The 17320-nt window shown below is 47.6% G+C and carries 14 protein-coding genes and 1 other annotated feature; all 14 genes read right to left on the bottom strand.

What is annotated here, in order from left to right; genetic code table 11:
- Positions 1-26: 26 nt before the first annotated feature.
- Positions 27-653, bottom strand: coding sequence for a 50S ribosomal protein L3 (rplC, locus tag KNO75_RS14200; protein WP_026824832.1), 627 nt, complete (start codon positions 651-653; stop codon positions 27-29).
- Between the two features lie 61 nt (positions 654-714).
- Positions 715-1023, bottom strand: coding sequence for a 30S ribosomal protein S10 (rpsJ, locus tag KNO75_RS14195; RefSeq protein WP_074032438.1), 309 nt, complete (start codon positions 1021-1023; stop codon positions 715-717).
- Positions 1024-1400: 377 nt separating this feature from the next.
- On the bottom strand, positions 1401-1910 hold the full coding sequence (locus KNO75_RS14190; RefSeq protein ID WP_214796634.1) for a hypothetical protein: 510 nt from the start codon (positions 1908-1910) through the stop codon (positions 1401-1403).
- A 108-nt stretch (positions 1911-2018) separates the two neighbouring features.
- A complete protein-coding gene (tuf, locus tag KNO75_RS14185; protein ID WP_074032430.1) occupies positions 2019-3206 on the bottom strand; it encodes an elongation factor Tu in 1188 nt (395 codons plus the stop codon).
- A 114-nt stretch (positions 3207-3320) separates the two neighbouring features.
- Complete coding sequence (fusA, locus tag KNO75_RS14180) at positions 3321-5399, bottom strand: elongation factor G (RefSeq protein ID WP_214791067.1); 2079 nt, start codon at positions 5397-5399, stop codon at positions 3321-3323.
- 112 nt (positions 5400-5511) lie between these two features.
- Positions 5512-5979 (bottom strand): 30S ribosomal protein S7, encoded by a 468-nt coding sequence (gene rpsG, locus KNO75_RS14175; RefSeq protein WP_012727682.1) that lies wholly within the window; start codon positions 5977-5979, stop codon positions 5512-5514.
- Positions 5980-6027: 48 nt separating this feature from the next.
- Positions 6028-6450 (bottom strand): 30S ribosomal protein S12, encoded by a 423-nt coding sequence (gene rpsL, locus KNO75_RS14170; protein ID WP_012727683.1) that lies wholly within the window; start codon positions 6448-6450, stop codon positions 6028-6030.
- A gap of 290 nt (positions 6451-6740) precedes the next feature.
- A complete protein-coding gene (gene rpoC / locus KNO75_RS14165; protein ID WP_214791060.1) occupies positions 6741-10340 on the bottom strand; it encodes a DNA-directed RNA polymerase subunit beta' in 3600 nt (1199 codons plus the stop codon).
- A gap of 22 nt (positions 10341-10362) precedes the next feature.
- Positions 10363-13911 carry a DNA-directed RNA polymerase subunit beta gene (gene rpoB, locus KNO75_RS14160; RefSeq protein WP_214791113.1) on the bottom strand — a complete coding sequence of 1183 codons (3549 nt, stop codon included), beginning with the start codon at positions 13909-13911 and terminating at the stop codon, positions 10363-10365.
- A 193-nt stretch (positions 13912-14104) separates the two neighbouring features.
- Positions 14105-14701, bottom strand: a complete 597-nt coding sequence (locus KNO75_RS14155) for a class I SAM-dependent methyltransferase (protein ID WP_214822424.1) — start codon at positions 14699-14701, stop codon at positions 14105-14107.
- A gap of 79 nt (positions 14702-14780) precedes the next feature.
- Positions 14781-15149: a 50S ribosomal protein L7/L12 gene (rplL, locus tag KNO75_RS14150; RefSeq protein ID WP_074032420.1), complete on the bottom strand. Its 369-nt coding sequence runs from the start codon at positions 15147-15149 to the stop codon at positions 14781-14783.
- A gap of 60 nt (positions 15150-15209) precedes the next feature.
- Entirely contained in the window at positions 15210-15716 is a 507-nt protein-coding gene (gene rplJ / locus KNO75_RS14145; protein WP_214697119.1) for a 50S ribosomal protein L10, read from the bottom strand.
- Positions 15717-15760: 44 nt separating this feature from the next.
- Positions 15761-15914, bottom strand: a sequence feature (ribosomal protein L10 leader region).
- A 59-nt stretch (positions 15915-15973) separates the two neighbouring features.
- Positions 15974-16660 (bottom strand): 50S ribosomal protein L1, encoded by a 687-nt coding sequence (rplA, locus tag KNO75_RS14140; protein WP_074032415.1) that lies wholly within the window; start codon positions 16658-16660, stop codon positions 15974-15976.
- 94 nt (positions 16661-16754) lie between these two features.
- Complete coding sequence (gene rplK, locus KNO75_RS14135; protein ID WP_012727690.1) at positions 16755-17180, bottom strand: 50S ribosomal protein L11; 426 nt, start codon at positions 17178-17180, stop codon at positions 16755-16757.
- Positions 17181-17320: the final 140 nt, after the last annotated feature.

Below are 17320 nucleotides of genomic sequence, written 5' to 3'. Positions count from 1 at the left end.
GTAATTCCTCCTTTCCGTGCAGTTAATTAGTTACCTTTGACCGCTGTTTTGATGATGACGTTCGATTTACGAGCGCCTGGGATAGCACCTTTCACGAGGAGAAGGCCGCGTTCCACATCAACTTTAACGATTTCAAGGTTTTGAATTGTTTTACGCTCTCCACCCATTTGACCAGGAAGAAGCTTCCCTTTGAATACGCGGTTAGGAGCGACAGGACCCATCGAACCAGGACGACGGTGGTAGCGCGAACCGTGGGCCATTGGTCCACGTGATTGTCCGTGACGCTTGATCGCACCTTGGAATCCTTTACCTTTCGATGTACCTGTTACGTCTACTAATTCACCTGCAGCGAAAATGTCTGCCTTAATCTCTTGACCGATTTCGTATCCTTCTACTGAAGTACGAACCTCTTTGATGAAGCGCTTAGGTGTCGCGTTTGCTTTCGCAGCGTGACCTTTTGATGGTTTGTTTTGACGTGATTCTTTGATGTCTCCGAAACCAAGTTGAACTGCTTCGTAACCGTCTGTGTCAACTGTTTTAAGTTGAAGAACAACGTTACCTTCTACAGCAACTACTGTTACTGGTACTACTTCGCCTGCTTCGTTGAAGATTTGAGTCATACCAAGTTTTGTTCCTAAGATTCCTTTAGCCATGAGATACACCTCCTGTTAATAATTAATTGTCTCTTCTGGCTAGTATCTACTATATGAAGAATTAAAGTTTGATTTCGATGTCTACACCTGATGGTAACTCGAGACGCATAAGCGAATCGACTGTTTTCGGTGTTGGGTTTACGATGTCGATCAAGCGTTTGTGTGTACGCATTTCGAACTGCTCACGAGCATCTTTGTACTTGTGAACCGCACGAAGGATCGTGTAAACCGATTTTTCAGTTGGGAGCGGGATTGGACCCGATACCTTTGCACCTGAACGCTTCGCAGTGTCAACGATCTTCTCAGCTGATTGATCGAGAACGCGATGGTCATATGCTTTTAAACGAATACGAATTTTTTCATTTGCCATGTTTATTTCCCTCCTTTGTCGCCTACTTTTAAAATAGACAATTCTCCGCGGAAATTTCCACACCGGCCATGGCAATGCTGCCTGGCGTGTCATAACCTCCCGCTTCAACGCAGCGTGCTTGTGTCAGCAGAGGTATCCGATCATTGCAAATCAACGATTGGACCCATTTTCTGCTGTAAAGTCTCTCACCACTCGCACAAACACTTAATCATTATATCTAATCTGGTCATGGAATGCAAGATTAGATTTTTGAAGTTGCCGGTTGTCTGATGAGTTGCTCAACGTTCCCTAATGTAACAAGATTCGCGAGCTTTTGCAAGAGAAAATTCATTCTTTTATTGAACTATTTTTCAAACGAACTCCCATGTCAACTCGACCTAGCGTTTCATAACCTCTCCAAACCGCTCTGTCACCGCTTCGATGACCGAATGTGGCGCCCGCTTTAAACAAGTGTGGATGATGCCCGCCTTGATGGGATGTGTCTCGAAATATTGCACCAAACGCGTCAATTTGTCCTCTCGACCAATGACCGTGTAAAGCACAACCCACTCTTCGAGGTGCATCCAGTTCCCTTCTCCTTCTATATAAGGATGTGTATAAATCCCGTCCGTGCACTTCATCCGAAAACTGGACATGACGTCAACGTCATCCCCCTCAAACACATACTCCCCAAAGTAAGTCGTCAAGTATGCTTCATGTGGTTCAGATGACCGTTTCTCTCCGGCACGACTCAAGACCTCATCCAACCGTTCAAACTGATCCGGCTCTACGAACAAATCGATGTCATTGGTCACATCGACGATTCCATGATGCTTTAAAAGTTGCGAACCGCCAATCCGATAATCGATCCCGTTTAAACGACAAATCGTCTCCAACTGTTTTAACATGACGCCACTCCTTTCTCGTATGTTTCATATTACCACGACCATAGGAAAACACAAAAAAGCAGCCCGCATATTGCGGACTGCTTGAAGTTGTTCAGTTGAATCAATCGATTACTCGATGATTTCTGTTACTGAACCAGCACCTACAGTACGGCCACCCTCACGGATAGAGAAACGTGTACCGTCTTCGATCGCGATTGTAGAAATCAATTCGACCGTCAACTCGATGTTGTCTCCTGGCATTACCATTTCAGTACCTTCTGGAAGGTGAACGATACCTGTTACGTCAGTTGTACGGAAGTAGAACTGCGGGCGGTAGTTCGCGAAGAATGGCGTGTGACGGCCACCCTCTTCTTTAGAAAGAACGTAGATTGATGCTTTGAATTTTGAGTGTGGTGTGATTGAACCTGGCTTAGCAAGTACTTGTCCACGCTCGATGTCGTCACGTGATACACCACGGAGAAGTGCACCGATGTTGTCGCCAGCTTCAGCATAGTCAAGAAGCTTACGGAACATCTCTACACCAGTACATACAGTTTTCTTAGTTTCTTCTGTAAGACCAACGATTTCGATCTCGTCGTTGACGCGGAGAACACCACGCTCAACACGACCAGTCGCTACAGTACCACGACCAGTGATTGAGAATACGTCCTCAACAGGCATCATGAAGTCTTTTTCTGTATCACGAACTGGTTCTGGGATGTACTCATCAACAGCGTTCATGAGTTCCATAACTTTTTCTTCCCACTGAGCTTCACCGTTAAGTGCGCCAAGTGCAGAACCTTTGATTACAGGGAGGTCGTCGCCTGGGAAGTCGTATTCAGAAAGAAGTTCACGGATTTCCATTTCAACGAGTTCGAGGAGCTCTTCGTCGTCTACCATGTCAACTTTGTTCATGAAGACTACGATGTAAGGAACACCTACTTGACGTGAAAGAAGGATGTGCTCACGTGTTTGTGGCATTGGGCCATCTGTTGCAGATACAACGAGGATCGCGCCGTCCATTTGAGCAGCACCAGTGATCATGTTTTTAACATAGTCAGCGTGTCCTGGGCAGTCAACGTGTGCGTAGTGACGCTTGTCAGTTTCGTACTCGATGTGAGCTGTTGCGATTGTGATACCGCGCTCGCGCTCTTCTGGAGCACCATCGATTTGGTCGAACTTAGTAGCTGTTTTACCTTGTGCACGTGAAAGTACAGCAGAGATTGCTGCAGTCAAAGTTGTTTTACCGTGGTCAACGTGGCCAATTGTACCAATGTTAACGTGCGGCTTAGAACGGTCGAATTTTTCTTTACCCATTCTAGATTCCTCCTCTATTAAACGATTAGTTTTTATTTAACTAGGAAGACGTAGGTTACTTTTAACATACGTCCTCCTTAGCTTACAACAATCAATCTAGCGATACAACCGTTATTAGCCGTTCGCTTTTTTGACGATTTCTTCAGCAATTGATTTCGGTACTTCTTCGTAGTGATCGAAGTGCATCGAGTACGTTCCGCGTCCTTGTGTACGTGAACGAAGTGATGTTGCGTAACCGAACATTTCTGAAAGTGGAATCATCGCTTTAACGACTTGTGCGTTACCGCGAGCTTCCATACCTTCTACGCGTCCACGGCGTGACGTTACGTCACCCATGATGTCACCCATGTATTCTTCTGGGATAACAACTTCAACACGCATCATTGGCTCAAGGATGACAGCTTTCGCTTGGTCCTTAAGTTGTTTAACCGCCATCGAAGCAGCAACTTTAAACGCCATCTCGTTCGAGTCGACATCGTGGTACGATCCGAATACGAGGCGAGCTTTAACGTCTACTACTGGGTAACCAGCGAGGATACCGTTTTCGAGAGCTTCTTCAATCCCGTTCTGAACAGCTGGGACGTATTCACGTGGTACAACACCACCGACGATCTTGTTCTCGAACTCAAATCCAGCGCCTTCTTCGTTCGGCTCGAATTCTACGACAACGTGACCGTACTGACCGCGTCCACCAGACTGACGAACGAATTTCGAATCGATCTTCGCAGCGCCACGGATTGTTTCACGGTAAGCAACTTGTGGTGCACCAACGTTAGCTTCTACTTTGAATTCGCGACGCATACGGTCAACGAGGATATCAAGGTGAAGCTCACCCATACCAGAGATGATTGTTTGACCAGTCTCAGGGTTTGTTTCAGTGCGGAATGTTGGATCTTCTTCTGCGAGTTTCGCAAGAGCTTGACCCATTTTATCTTGGTCTGCTTTCGATTTAGGCTCGATTGCAACCGAGATAACTGGTTCTGGGAACGTCATTGACTCGAGAACGATGTTATCTTTCTCTGTGCAAAGCGTGTCACCAGTAGTCGTGTCTTTGAAACCAACAGCAGCGGCGATGTCACCAGCGTATACCATTGGAATCTCTTCACGGCTGTTTGCGTGCATTTGAAGAATACGACCGAGACGCTCGCGCTTCCCTTTAGTCGAGTTCTTCACGTATGATCCCGCTTCAGCTGTACCAGAGTACACGCGGAAGAACGTCAATTTACCGACGTAAGGGTCAGTCATAACTTTGAACGCAAGTGCTGAGAATGGAGCTTCGTCAGAAGGCTCACGCGTGATTTCTTCTTCTGTATCGAGGTTGATCCCTTTGATTGACTCTACATCAACTGGTGATGGGAGGTAATCAACAACGGCGTTAAGCATGAGCTGAACACCTTTGTTCTTGAAGGCAGAACCAACGAGTACAGGGTAGAATTCAACGCTAAGTGTCGCTTGACGGATTGCAGCTTTCAATTCTTCGATTGAAATCTCTTCACCTTCAAGGTACTTCATCATCAACTCTTCGTTGAAGTCAGCAACACCTTCGATCAATTGACCGCGAAGTTCTTCAGCTTGGTCAGCCATGTCAGCTGGGAAGCCATCTGTAACTTCGATGTCAGTACCGAGGTCGTTGTTGTACATGTAAGTCTTCATTTCAACGAGATCGATGATCCCTTTGAAATCGTCCTCTGCTCCGATTGGGAGTTGGATCGCGTAAGCGTTCGCTTGGAGGCGCTCATGAAGCGTCTTCACAGAGTACAAGAAGTCTGCGCCGATTTTATCCATCTTGTTGACGAATACGACACGTGGTACACCATATGTCGTCGCTTGACGCCATACAGTTTCAGTTTGTGGTTCTACACCTGACTGAGCGTCAAGTACAGCAACAGCACCATCAAGTACACGGAGTGAACGTTCAACTTCTACTGTGAAGTCTACGTGTCCAGGTGTATCGATGATGTTTACACGGTGGCCATTCCACTGTGCAGTTGTCGCAGCTGAAGTGATCGTGATTCCACGCTCTTGCTCCTGCTCCATCCAGTCCATTTGTGAAGCACCTTCGTGCGTTTCACCAATTTTATGGATACGACCTGTGTAATAAAGAATACGTTCAGTTGTTGTCGTTTTACCGGCATCGATGTGAGCCATGATCCCGATGTTACGAGTATTCTTTAGGGAGAATTCTCTTGCCATACTGGGTATTCTCCTTCCGCATGTTTAATTTTCGTGTGCGCGCACACGATATGATTATACCCGAAAGCCACTCCGTTAAGCCATGCTTGGCGGAGTGGACTTTACGATTAAATTACCAACGATAGTGAGCAAACGCTTTGTTTGCTTCTGCCATCTTATGCATGTCTTCGCGTTTCTTAACAGACGCACCAGTGTTGTTGGCTGCATCCATGATTTCGTTCGCGATACGTTGCTCCATCGTTTTTTCGTTGCGGAGACGAGCGTAGTTCACGAGGTAACGAAGACCAAGTGTTGTACGGCGCTCTGGACGAACTTCAACAGGAACTTGGTAGTTAGCTCCACCTACACGGCGTGCTTTAACTTCAAGTACAGGCATGATGTTGTTCATTGCTTCTTCGAACACTTCCATAGGCTCTTTGCCTGAGCGTTCAGCGATGATGCCAAATGCGTTGTAAATGATAGTTTGAGCTGTACCTTTTTTACCGTCTAACATGACACGGTTAATGAGGCGAGTTACCAATTTCGAGTTGTAGATCGGATCTGCGATAACGTCACGACGTTCTGCACGGTTTTTACGCATCCGAGTACCCTCCTTTCAAAATTTCAATTGTAGTTTAGTTTGCGAGAATTACTTCTTCGCAGCTTTCGGACGTTTCGTACCGTATTTAGAACGGCCTTGCATACGTCCATCAACACCTGCAGTGTCAAGCGCACCACGGACGATGTGGTAACGTACCCCTGGTAAGTCTTTTACACGTCCTCCACGGATAAGAACAACGCTGTGCTCTTGAAGGTTGTGGCCAATACCTGGAATGTACGCAGTCACTTCGATTTGGTTAGTCAAACGAACACGAGCATACTTACGAAGTGCCGAGTTCGGTTTCTTCGGAGTCATTGTACCAACACGTGTACAAACACCACGTTTTTGTGGTGAGCTCACGTTTGTTTGTGACTTGATGAAACTGTTGTAACCTTTGTTAAGTGCTGGAGAGTCAGATTTAACGACTTTCGATTTACGTCCTTTACGGACTAACTGGTTAATAGTAGGCATCTTTGAAGATCCTCCCTTCCTGAATGTTGCTATTTTCTAGTCCCACCGACCCGGGTGGTTCATTTAAGGTCATAACGAAACGCTTTTACGAGGCGTAGGCATTCCATGACCTCGCAAAAACGTGAGTTATACCTTGAAAGTGGCAATTGTAGCAGCCAAACCTTCCCGTAGAAAGTTCGGATGGACGTCCAAGTAGCTTGCCGACTGCTGGACATCGTTGTCATCGACAACAACCGATTGGCGGCACTAAATCATAGTAGCACCGCCAACCTGCGCTGTCAAGACGTATTTTACTCGACCGTTGTATCTTCGAGTGCAACTGGCGCCTCATCTTCTTTAAGTTCGACATCACGGTAGACCGCCATTCCAGTACCAGCTGGAACAAGTTTACCGATGATGACGTTCTCTTTGAGTCCGAGGAGATAGTCGCGTTTCCCTTTGATTGCCGCATCCGTCAAGACACGAGTCGTTTCTTGGAACGAAGCTGCTGAGAGGAACGAATCTGTCTCAAGCGATGCTTTCGTGATCCCGAGAAGGACTGGTTTTGCAGTCGCTGGGTGTTTACCGTCACGAATCGCATCTTTACACGCTTCTTTGAAGACGCTGATGTCGACAAGTGAACCTGGGAGAAGTGGTGTGTCACCAGACTCGATGACTTTGACACGACGAAGCATTTGGCGAACCATGACCTCAACGTGCTTATCACCAATTTCTACCCCTTGCATCCGGTATACTTTTTGAACTTCTTGGAGAAGATAGTTCTGAACACCAGATACACCACGGACGGCGAGCAATTCTTTCGGATCGATCGAACCTTCCGTGAAGACTTCACCGGCTTCTACTGTATCGCCGATTTGAACACGGAGACGCGCTCCGAATGGAATCGTGTAAGAACGTGTTTCACTGAATCCTTCGACCGTGAGTTCACGCTTGTCACGCGATTCCGTGAAGTCGATGACCGTACCAGAGATTTCCGAGATGACCGCTTGACCTTTCGGGTTACGGGCTTCGAATACCTCTTGGATACGTGGAAGACCTTGTGTGATATCGTCTCCGGCAACCCCACCTGTGTGGAAGGTACGCATTGTAAGCTGCGTTCCTGGCTCACCGATTGATTGTGCGGCGATGATACCGACGGCTTCCCCGACTTCAACGTTTGATCCAGTAGCCAAGTTACGTCCGTAACACTTCTTACATACACCGTGTGACGTGTTACATGTGAAGGCCGTACGGATTTCAACTTGCTCGACACCCGCATCAACGATGACGCGTGCGATGTCTTCTGTGATCAATTCGTTCTTATCGACCAACACTTCGCCCGTTTCAGGGTGTGTGACCGTTTCAAACGATGTACGTCCGACGAGACGGTCGTACAAGTTTTCGATTTCTTCCGTACCTTCGCGGAGTGCAGATACGCGGATCCCGCGGTCTGTTCCACAATCTTCTTCACGGATGATGACATCTTGCGCAACGTCAACGAGACGACGCGTCAAGTAACCTGAATCGGCTGTCTTCAAGGCTGTATCGGCAAGACCTTTACGAGCCCCGTGAGTCGAGATGAAGTACTCTTGAACCGTCAGACCTTCACGGAATGACGATTTGATTGGAAGTTCGATGATGCGACCAGATGGAGCGGCCATCAAACCACGCATACCCGCAAGCTGCGTAAAGTTAGAGGCGTTACCACGGGCACCAGAGTCAGACATCATGAAGATCGGGTTCAAGCGGTTGAGGGATTTCATCAATCGAGATTGAATTTCATCCTTCGCTTCGTTCCAAGCACGTACAACGCGCTCGTAACGTTCATCTTCTGTGATGAGACCACGACGGAACGACTTCATGATTTGGTCGACTTGTTTTTGTGCCTCATCCAAGATTTCCTGTTTATCAGGAAGTACGATGATGTCGGCAATCCCAACTGTCACACCGGCTTTCGTCGAGTGTTTGAAGCCGAGATCTTTCATGCGGTCAAGCATGCGGCTTGTTTCAGTCGTTTCAAACTTCTGGAACACTTCCGCGATGACTTTTCCAAGGAATCCTTTTTTGAACGGGTCGATGATTGGACGTGATGCGATTTCTTCCGCAACGTTCGCCCCTTTGTCGATGAAGTACTTATCAGGAGTTGCTTCCTGCAAGTTTTCCATCGTTGGCTCGTTCAAGTATGGGAACGTGTTCGGCAAGATTTCGTTGAAAATCATCTTACCAACAGTCGTAATGAGCAATTTCTCGTTCTGTTCGTCTGTGAACGTCGGGTTGTTGAGCGTACGTGCCGGAAGCGCCACACGCGAGTGCAAGTGGACATATCCGTTTTGGTAAGCGATCAACGCTTCGTTGACGTTCGAGAACACTTTCCCTTGACCGACAGCATCTTCACGTTCAAGTGAGATGTAGTAGTTACCGAGGACCATATCCTGCGATGGTGTAACAACTGGTTTACCGTCTTTCGGGTTCAAGATGTTCTGTGCAGCGAGCATGAGAAGACGTGCTTCCGCTTGTGCTTCTGCAGAAAGCGGAACGTGGACGGCCATTTGGTCACCATCGAAGTCGGCGTTATAAGCCGTACATACGAGTGGGTGAAGGCGAATCGCACGACCTTCAACAAGAATCGGTTCGAATGCTTGAATACCAAGGCGGTGAAGTGTCGGGGCACGGTTCAAGAGAACTGGGTGCTCACGGATGACTTCTTCAAGGACGCCCCAGATTTCAGGTTGCATCTTCTCGATTTTGCGTTTTGCGTTCTTGATGTTTGAAGCGATGCCACGACCGACAAGCTCTTTCATCACGAACGGTTTGAAGAGCTCAAGTGCCATCTCTTTTGGAAGACCACACTGATACATCTTCAAGTTCGGTCCTACGACGATAACCGAACGTCCTGAGTAGTCGACCCGTTTACCAAGAAGGTTTTGACGGAAACGACCTTGTTTCCCTTTCAACATGTGTGAAAGTGATTTGAGCGGACGGTTACCAGGACCTGTTACCGGACGACCACGACGACCGTTGTCGATGAGGGCGTCAACCGCTTCTTGAAGCATACGCTTCTCGTTTTGCACGATGATGTTCGGCGCGCCGAGATCGAGCAAACGTTTGAGACGGTTGTTACGGTTGATGACTCGACGATACAAGTCGTTCAAGTCAGATGTCGCAAAGCGTCCACCATCGAGCTGTACCATTGGGCGAAGCTCTGGTGGGATGACAGGAAGTACTTCAAGGATCATCCAGTCTGGATTGTTCCCTGATGTGAAGAACGCATCGAGAACTTCCAAACGCTTGATCGCACGTGTACGACGTTGGCCTTGGACAGTTTTCAACTCTTCACGAAGCTCGCCTACTTCTTTTTCAAGATTGACGTCTTGAAGGAGTGTGCGGATTGCTTCAGCACCCATGTCTGCTTTGAAGTCGCTACCGTATTTTTCACGATAGAGACGGAACTCTTTTTCCGAGAGAAGTTGTTTCTTCTCAAGCGGTGTATCACCTGGCTCTGTAACCACGTAAGAAGCGAAGTAAATCACTTCCTCAAGTGCACGTGGTGACATATCGAGAACAAGCCCCATGCGGCTTGGAATCCCTTTGAAGTACCAGATGTGCGAAACTGGTGCCGCGAGCTCGATATGGCCCATTCGCTCGCGACGCACTTTCGCTTTCGTCACTTCAACGCCACAACGGTCACAAATGACTCCTTTATAACGGATTCGTTTGTACTTCCCGCAGTAACATTCCCAGTCTTTCGTAGGACCGAAGATTCGTTCACAGAACAATCCGTCCTTCTCTGGTTTAAGTGTACGATAGTTGATCGTTTCCGGCTTTTTGACTTCACCGTAAGACCACGAACGGATCTTCTCTGATGAAGCCAAGCCGATTTTCATATATTCAAATCGATTAACATCTACCAAGGGGCCGACCTCCCTTTTCGCCTTATTCCTCTTCCGTAACAGTCGGTTGAACGACTTGTTCTAACGCCGATGTTGCGTTCGGGATGTTGTCGTCATCTTCATCTTTCATTTCGACTTCTTCATCATCCGCTGACATCATCTTGACTTCCATACCGAGCGCTTGAAGCTCTTTGATCAAGACACGGAATGATTCAGGAACGCCCGCTTTCGGAACGCTCTCGCCTTTCACGATGGCCTCGTATGCTTTCACACGACCAACCGTGTCATCCGACTTGATTGTCAAGATTTCTTGGAGCGTGTAGGCTGCGCCGTACGCTTCAAGAGCCCAAACTTCCATCTCCCCGAAGCGCTGACCACCGAACTGTGCTTTACCACCGAGCGGTTGTTGCGTAACGAGTGAGTATGGTCCAGTCGAACGAGCGTGAAGTTTGTCATCAACCATGTGCGCGAGTTTGATCATATACATGACACCGACAGAGACACGGTTATCGAACGGTTCACCCGTACGACCGTCATAGAGACGCGTCTTCGCATCTTTATCCATACCAGCCTCTTCAATCGTTGCCCATACGTCTTCCTCACGCGCTCCATCGAATACAGGTGTTGCCACTTTGATGCCGAGCTTCTTCGCTGCCATTCCTAAGTGAAGTTCAAGCACCTGACCGATGTTCATACGAGATGGTACCCCAAGCGGGTTGAGCATGATGTCAACCGGTGTACCGTCTGGCATGTATGGCATATCTTCTTCAGGGAGGATCCGCGAGATAACACCTTTGTTACCGTGACGTCCCGCCATCTTATCCCCTTCGTGAATCTTACGTTTTTGAACGATATAGACACGTACCATTTGGTTGACGCCTGGAGACAATTCGTCGCCGTTTTCACGGTCGAACACTTTGACATCCAAGATGATTCCGTCTCCACCGTTTGGTACACGAAGTGACGTATCACGTACTTCACGTGCCTTCTCACCGAAGATTGCGTGCAAGAGACGCTCTTCCGCCGTCAATTCCGTAACTCCCTTAGGCGTTACTTTACCGACGAGGATATCGCCATCTTTAACTTCAGCTCCGATGCGGATAATTCCACGATCGTCCAAGTTACGAAGCGCGTCATCTCCGACGTTTGGAATATCACGCGTGATTTCCTCTGGTCCGAGTTTCGTGTCACGTGACTCTGACTCGTACTCTTCGATATGAATCGATGTGTACACGTCATCTTTCACGAGACGCTCACTCATGATGATCGCATCCTCATAGTTGTAACCATCCCATGTCATGAAGGCAACGACGACGTTACGGCCGAGCGCGAGCTCACCCATATCCATCGACGGACCGTCTGCGAGGATTTCTCCTTTTTCGACACGGTCGCCAGCTGCGATGATTGGTTTCTGGTTGTAGCATGTCCCTTGGTTTGAACGGACATATTTTTGAAGTTTGTAACGGTCTAAATCACCTGAAACCTCAGAACCGTTGACGTCAGACGTGCGACGGATCAAGATTTCACGCGCTGTGACGCGTTCAACGACACCTGGGTATTTCGCAACGATCGCTGCCCCAGAGTCTTTCGCAGACACGTACTCCATTCCAGTACCGACGATCGGTGAATCTGGTTGGAGAAGTGGTACTGCTTGACGTTGCATGTTCGCTCCCATGAGGGCACGGTTCGAGTCATCGTTCTCAAGGAACGGAATACATGCTGTCGCGGCAGAAACAACCTGTTTCGGCGAAACGTCCATGTAATCGACTCGGCTTGGCTCAACTGACAAGTTTTGTCCGCGGAAACGGCAAAGAACTTGTTCGTCTGCAAAGTGACCGTCTTCTGTGAGCGGCATGTTCGCCTGTGCGACGACGTAGAGGTCTTCTTCATCAGCCGTCATATATTGGATATCGCCAGTAACAAGACCTGTTTCCGGGTCAACACGACGATACGGTGCTTCGATGAAACCGTACTCGTTCACTTTCGCATAAGACGAGAGTGAGTTGATGAGTCCGATGTTCGGTCCCTCTGGTGTTTCGATTGGACACATCCGACCGTAGTGCGAATAGTGAACGTCTCGAACTTCGAAACCAGCACGTTCACGTGTCAAACCACCCGGTCCAAGTGCAGAGAGACGACGTTTGTGCGTCAACTCAGCAAGCGGGTTCGTCTGGTCCATGAACTGTGACAATTGCGAGCTACCGAAGAACTCTTTAAGTGATGCGATTACCGGGCGAATGTTAATAAGCGCTTGCGGTGTGATCGCGTTTTGATCTTGAATCGACATACGTTCTTTTACGACACGTTCCATACGAGAAAGCCCGATCCGGAATTGGTTTTGGAGAAGTTCTCCGACTGAACGAAGACGACGGTTTCCTAAGTGGTCGATGTCATCTGTTGTTCCGACTTCGTGAAGTAAGTTGAAGAAGTAGTTGATTGAAGCGATAATATCAGCCGGCGTAATATGCTTGATACTGCGGTCGATATTGCCATTTCCGATGATGTTCAAGATACGCTCTCCATCTGGGTCATCTGGTGAGATGACTTTGATTGATTGAAGACCGAACGGTTCACCTTCAGCGACACCACCAGTTGGTTCCGCATCGACATAACCGAGGCCGTTCTCCAAGTGTGGGAGGATACGATCTAAGTTGCGACGGTCGAGGACTGTTCCAGCTTCAGCGAGTACTTCGCCTGTTTCTGGGTCCACGAGTGTTTCCGCTAATTTTTGACCGAACAAGCGGTTCTTAAGATGAAGTTTTTTGTTCATCTTATAGCGACCGACGTTCGCCAAGTCATAGCGTTTCGGGTCGAAGAAACGTGACACGAGAAGTGATTTTGCGTTTTCTACCGTTGGTGGTTCACCAGGGCGTAGACGCTCATAAATCTCAATCAACGCTTTCTCTGTAGACTCTGTATTATCTTTTTCAAGGGTGTTACGAAGATATTCGTCATCCCCGAGAAGGTCGATAATTTCTTGGTCCGTACCGAATCCGAGGGCACGCAACAACACCGTTACCGGAATTTTACGGGTACGGTCGATACGAACATAAACGATATCTTTAGCGTCTGTCTCAAGTTCGAGCCAAGCACCACGGTTCGGGATGACGGTTGCGCCAAATCCACGTTTACCGTTTTTATCGAGTTTAGCGTTATAGTACACGCTTGGTGAACGGACAAGCTGGGAAACGATGACGCGTTCTGCGCCGTTAATGATAAACGTTCCCGATTCTGTCATGAGCGGGAAATCCCCCATGAACACTTCTTGTTCTTTGAGCTCACCTGTCTCTTTGTTTTGGAGACGCACTTTTACGCGAAGTGGCGCAGAATAAGTAACGTCGCGCTCCTTCGATTCATCGATCGAATACTTCGGCTCGCTGAGCGAGTAATCGATGAACTCCAATACGAGGTTTCCTGTGAAGTCGGAAATCGGCGAAATGTCCGTAAACATTTCCTTCAATCCTTCACGCAAGAACCACTCATAAGAAGCAGTTTGAATTTCAATCAAATTCGGAAGCTCTAATACCTCACTGATACGGGCAAAGCTTCTTCTCTGACGGTGACGACCGTACTGAACAAGTTGACCAGTCAACTGATTCACCTCTCAGACCCCCAATTCTTTAGCGAATTTTTCGGGCGTAATAATCGAACATTGTCATTGAATGTCGCTCGTTTTCCGTCCCTAAAAAGCAGCAGACACGGCAGTTTCAAGCGAATTCCATTCCAATGGCATTTTATAATGTTAGCATATACGTTATGGCGAGTCAACAAGACTTCACCGTTTGTCAAGACCGAATTGCTCGGAAAATAAAGTAACCTTTCTCTTTCGCAATTGTTTCGACTTGACCAAACACCTCTTCTAATAATTTCTTAGCAGAAGGTGCTCCTTGTTTCTTTTGAATGACGACATAGATTGCTCCCCCATCGACCAAATGCGCATGTGCTTCACGCAAGATCGTATGGACGACTTGTTTCCCCGCGCGAATCGGCGGATTGGTGACAATGGCGGCAAACCGTTCTCCCCCCACCGCGTCATACGCGTGAGAAAATCGTGTTTCGACCGTCACTCCATTACGGGCGGCGTTTTGCTCAGAGAGCGCCAGCGCACGCTCATTTACATCAATGAGCAAGGCTTCACGCCCAGAGGCATCGGCAAGCGAGATCCCCATTGGACCATAGCCACAGCCTACATCTAAAATACGTCCTGAGACATCAGGCACTTCAAACGACTCAATTAAAAGACGCGACCCAAAATCGACCGATCCTTTCGAGAACACACCGCGGTCCGAAGTGAAATGATACTGTTTCCCTCGCAACTCGTACGTCCATGTCTCCGGGGCACTTTCCGAACGTGGATCGTTCGTGTAGTAATGATCTCCCATGCGTTGAACCTCCTAACCCTTTCTTCAAGGAAATAAAAGAAGCTCGCCGTGGCGAGCTTCTATAGGTTGTGAAGTTGAATTACTTAACTTCAACAGATGCGCCAGCTTCTTCAAGCTTAGCTTTGATTGACTCAGCGTCTTCTTTAGAAACGCCTTCTTTGACTGGAGCTGGAGTTCCGTCAACGAGTGCTTTTGCTTCTTTAAGGCCGAGACCTGTGATTTCACGAACAGCTTTGATGACGTTGATTTTACCAGCGCCAGCGTTTGTGAGTACTACGTCGAATTCAGTTTTCTCTTCAGCTGCTGCGCCTGCGCCAGCACCTGCAACTGCTACTGGAGCTGCTGCTGATACGCCGAATTCTTCTTCGATTGTTTTTACGAGTTCGTTAAGTTCGAGAACCGTCATTGATTTGAGGTCTTCGATGAATTGCTCTTTGTTGAAAGCCATTATGGTTTTCCTCCTTTGATGTTGTGAAAAAGTTTTTTGAGTTACGCTACGCGATAAAAATTAAGCTGATTGCTCTTCTTTTTGTTCTGCGATTGCGTTTGTTGCGACTGCGAGCCCACGGATTGGAGCTTGAAGTACGCTGAGAAGCATCGAGAGAAGACCATCGCGTGATGGAAGTTCTGCAAGGGCTTTGATTTCTTCGAGTGAAGTCACTTTGCCTTCGATGATTCCGCCTTTGAGTTCGAGCGCTTTGTGCTCTTTCGAGAAGTCGTTCAAGATCTTCGCTGGAGCAACAACGTCTTCGTTAGAGAAGGCGATTGCTGTAGGACCAGTGAAGACTTCGTCAAGACCTTCGAAGTTCGACTGAGTAGCTGCGCGGCGAAGAAGACCGTTCTTGTAAACTTTGAACTCGATTCCAGCGTCACGGAGTGATTTACGGAGTGTAGTCACTTCTTCAACTGTAAGTCCACGGTAGTCAACAACAACTGTTCCAACGCTCGCTTGCATTTTCTCAGCGATTTCATCGACGAGTGCCGATTTCTGAGCTACGATTTTTTCGTTTGCCATGTGTTTGCACCTCCTAGTCAATTCTTATACCGGACGAGAGGCTGCTCTCCAAAAGAAATCCCTCGTATGAAGACATACGAGGGCGTAATTGTTTGAAAGTAAACCTGTGACAACAGGCTCAAGTTCGAGCAAAGACACCTCGGAAGGGTTTACGGACCGATGTCCACCTTCTGTCTACGGTAATCCAACATATTCGGTTGAACGTGTATTACTTTAACAGCGGTGTCACACGTTGTCAACAATTTATTTCAACAAGATTACTTAAGGAAATCCGCAGTCGCTACACGGATCCCAGGACCCATTGTAGATGAAAGCGCGATGTTTTTAAGGTAAGTTCCTTTTGCAGTAGCAGGCTTCACTTTCATGAGTGTTTCGAGAATTGTCTCGATGTTCTCAGTGAGTTTAGATGCTTCAAATGACTTCTTACCAACTGGAACGTGGATGTTACCAGCTTTATCAACACGGTATTCAACTTTACCAGCTTTGATATCCGCGATTGCTTTTTCTACGTCGAAAGTAACTGTTCCTGTTTTCGGGTTAGGCATGAGGCCTTTAGGTCCGAGAACACGACCAAGTTTACCAACTTCACCCATCATGTCAGGTGTCGCAACGATTACATCGAAGTCGAACCATCCTTGTTGGATTTTGTTGATGTACTCAGCGTCGCCAACGTAGTCTGCGCCAGCAGCTTCCGCTTCTTTCACTTTCTCACCTTTAGCGAAGACGAGAACTTTTTGTGTTTTACCAGTACCGTGTGGAAGTACAACGGCACCACGGATTTGTTGGTCTGCTTTCTTCGGATCTACGCCGAGACGGACAGCAACTTCGATTGTTTCATCGAATTTAGCAGTAGCTGTTTTTTGAACGAGCTCGACAGCTTCAGCGAGGTCGTATGACTTCGTGCGGTCAACAAGCTTAGCTGCTTCTTGGTGTTTTTTACCCATGATCTTTTCCTCCTTGTGGTTAGCGGAATTTCCTCCCACATAATGAAGGGATTGAAGGTGAGCAGTATTCACCGACAACCCCAGAGACTAACAATTAGTCTTCGATTACAATACCCATACTACGTGCAGTACCTTCAACCATAAGCATCGCTGTTTCTACAGATGATGCGTTAAGGTCAGGCATTTTAAGTTCAGCGATTTCGCGAACTTTGTCACGCTTAACCGTTGCTACTTTCTTACGGTTTGGTTCACCAGAACCACTCTCGATACCAGCAGCTTTCTTCAAAAGAACTGCAGCTGGTGGAGTTTTCGTAATGAATGTAAACGAACGATCTTCGTATACCGTGATGACTACAGGAATAATCAATCCGGCTTGGTCTTGTGTACGAGCGTTGAACTCTTTACAGAATCCCATGATGTTAACACCTGCTTGACCAAGTGCTGGACCTACTGGTGGTGCTGGGTTAGCTTTACCAGCTGGGATTTGAAGTTTAACGAGTTTAGAAACTTTTTTCGCCACGAGACACACCTCCTTAAGTCTAAAATGTGGTTTCTTGGACGTTGTGCGCCCTCCCACTCAATCTATTAGGTCGAGTTTGTACCGAAATATAGCACAACATCAAACATTTTCGATTGTACCATCCGTTTCACGGATTAGCA

The sequence above is a fragment of the Exiguobacterium sp. s35 genome, assembly GCF_018617535.1.
Taxonomy (GTDB): domain Bacteria; phylum Bacillota; class Bacilli; order Exiguobacteriales; family Exiguobacteriaceae; genus Exiguobacterium; species Exiguobacterium aestuarii.
The sequence above is the reverse complement of the archived record's forward strand: the minus strand, read 5'-3'. Positions and strand labels throughout refer to the sequence as shown.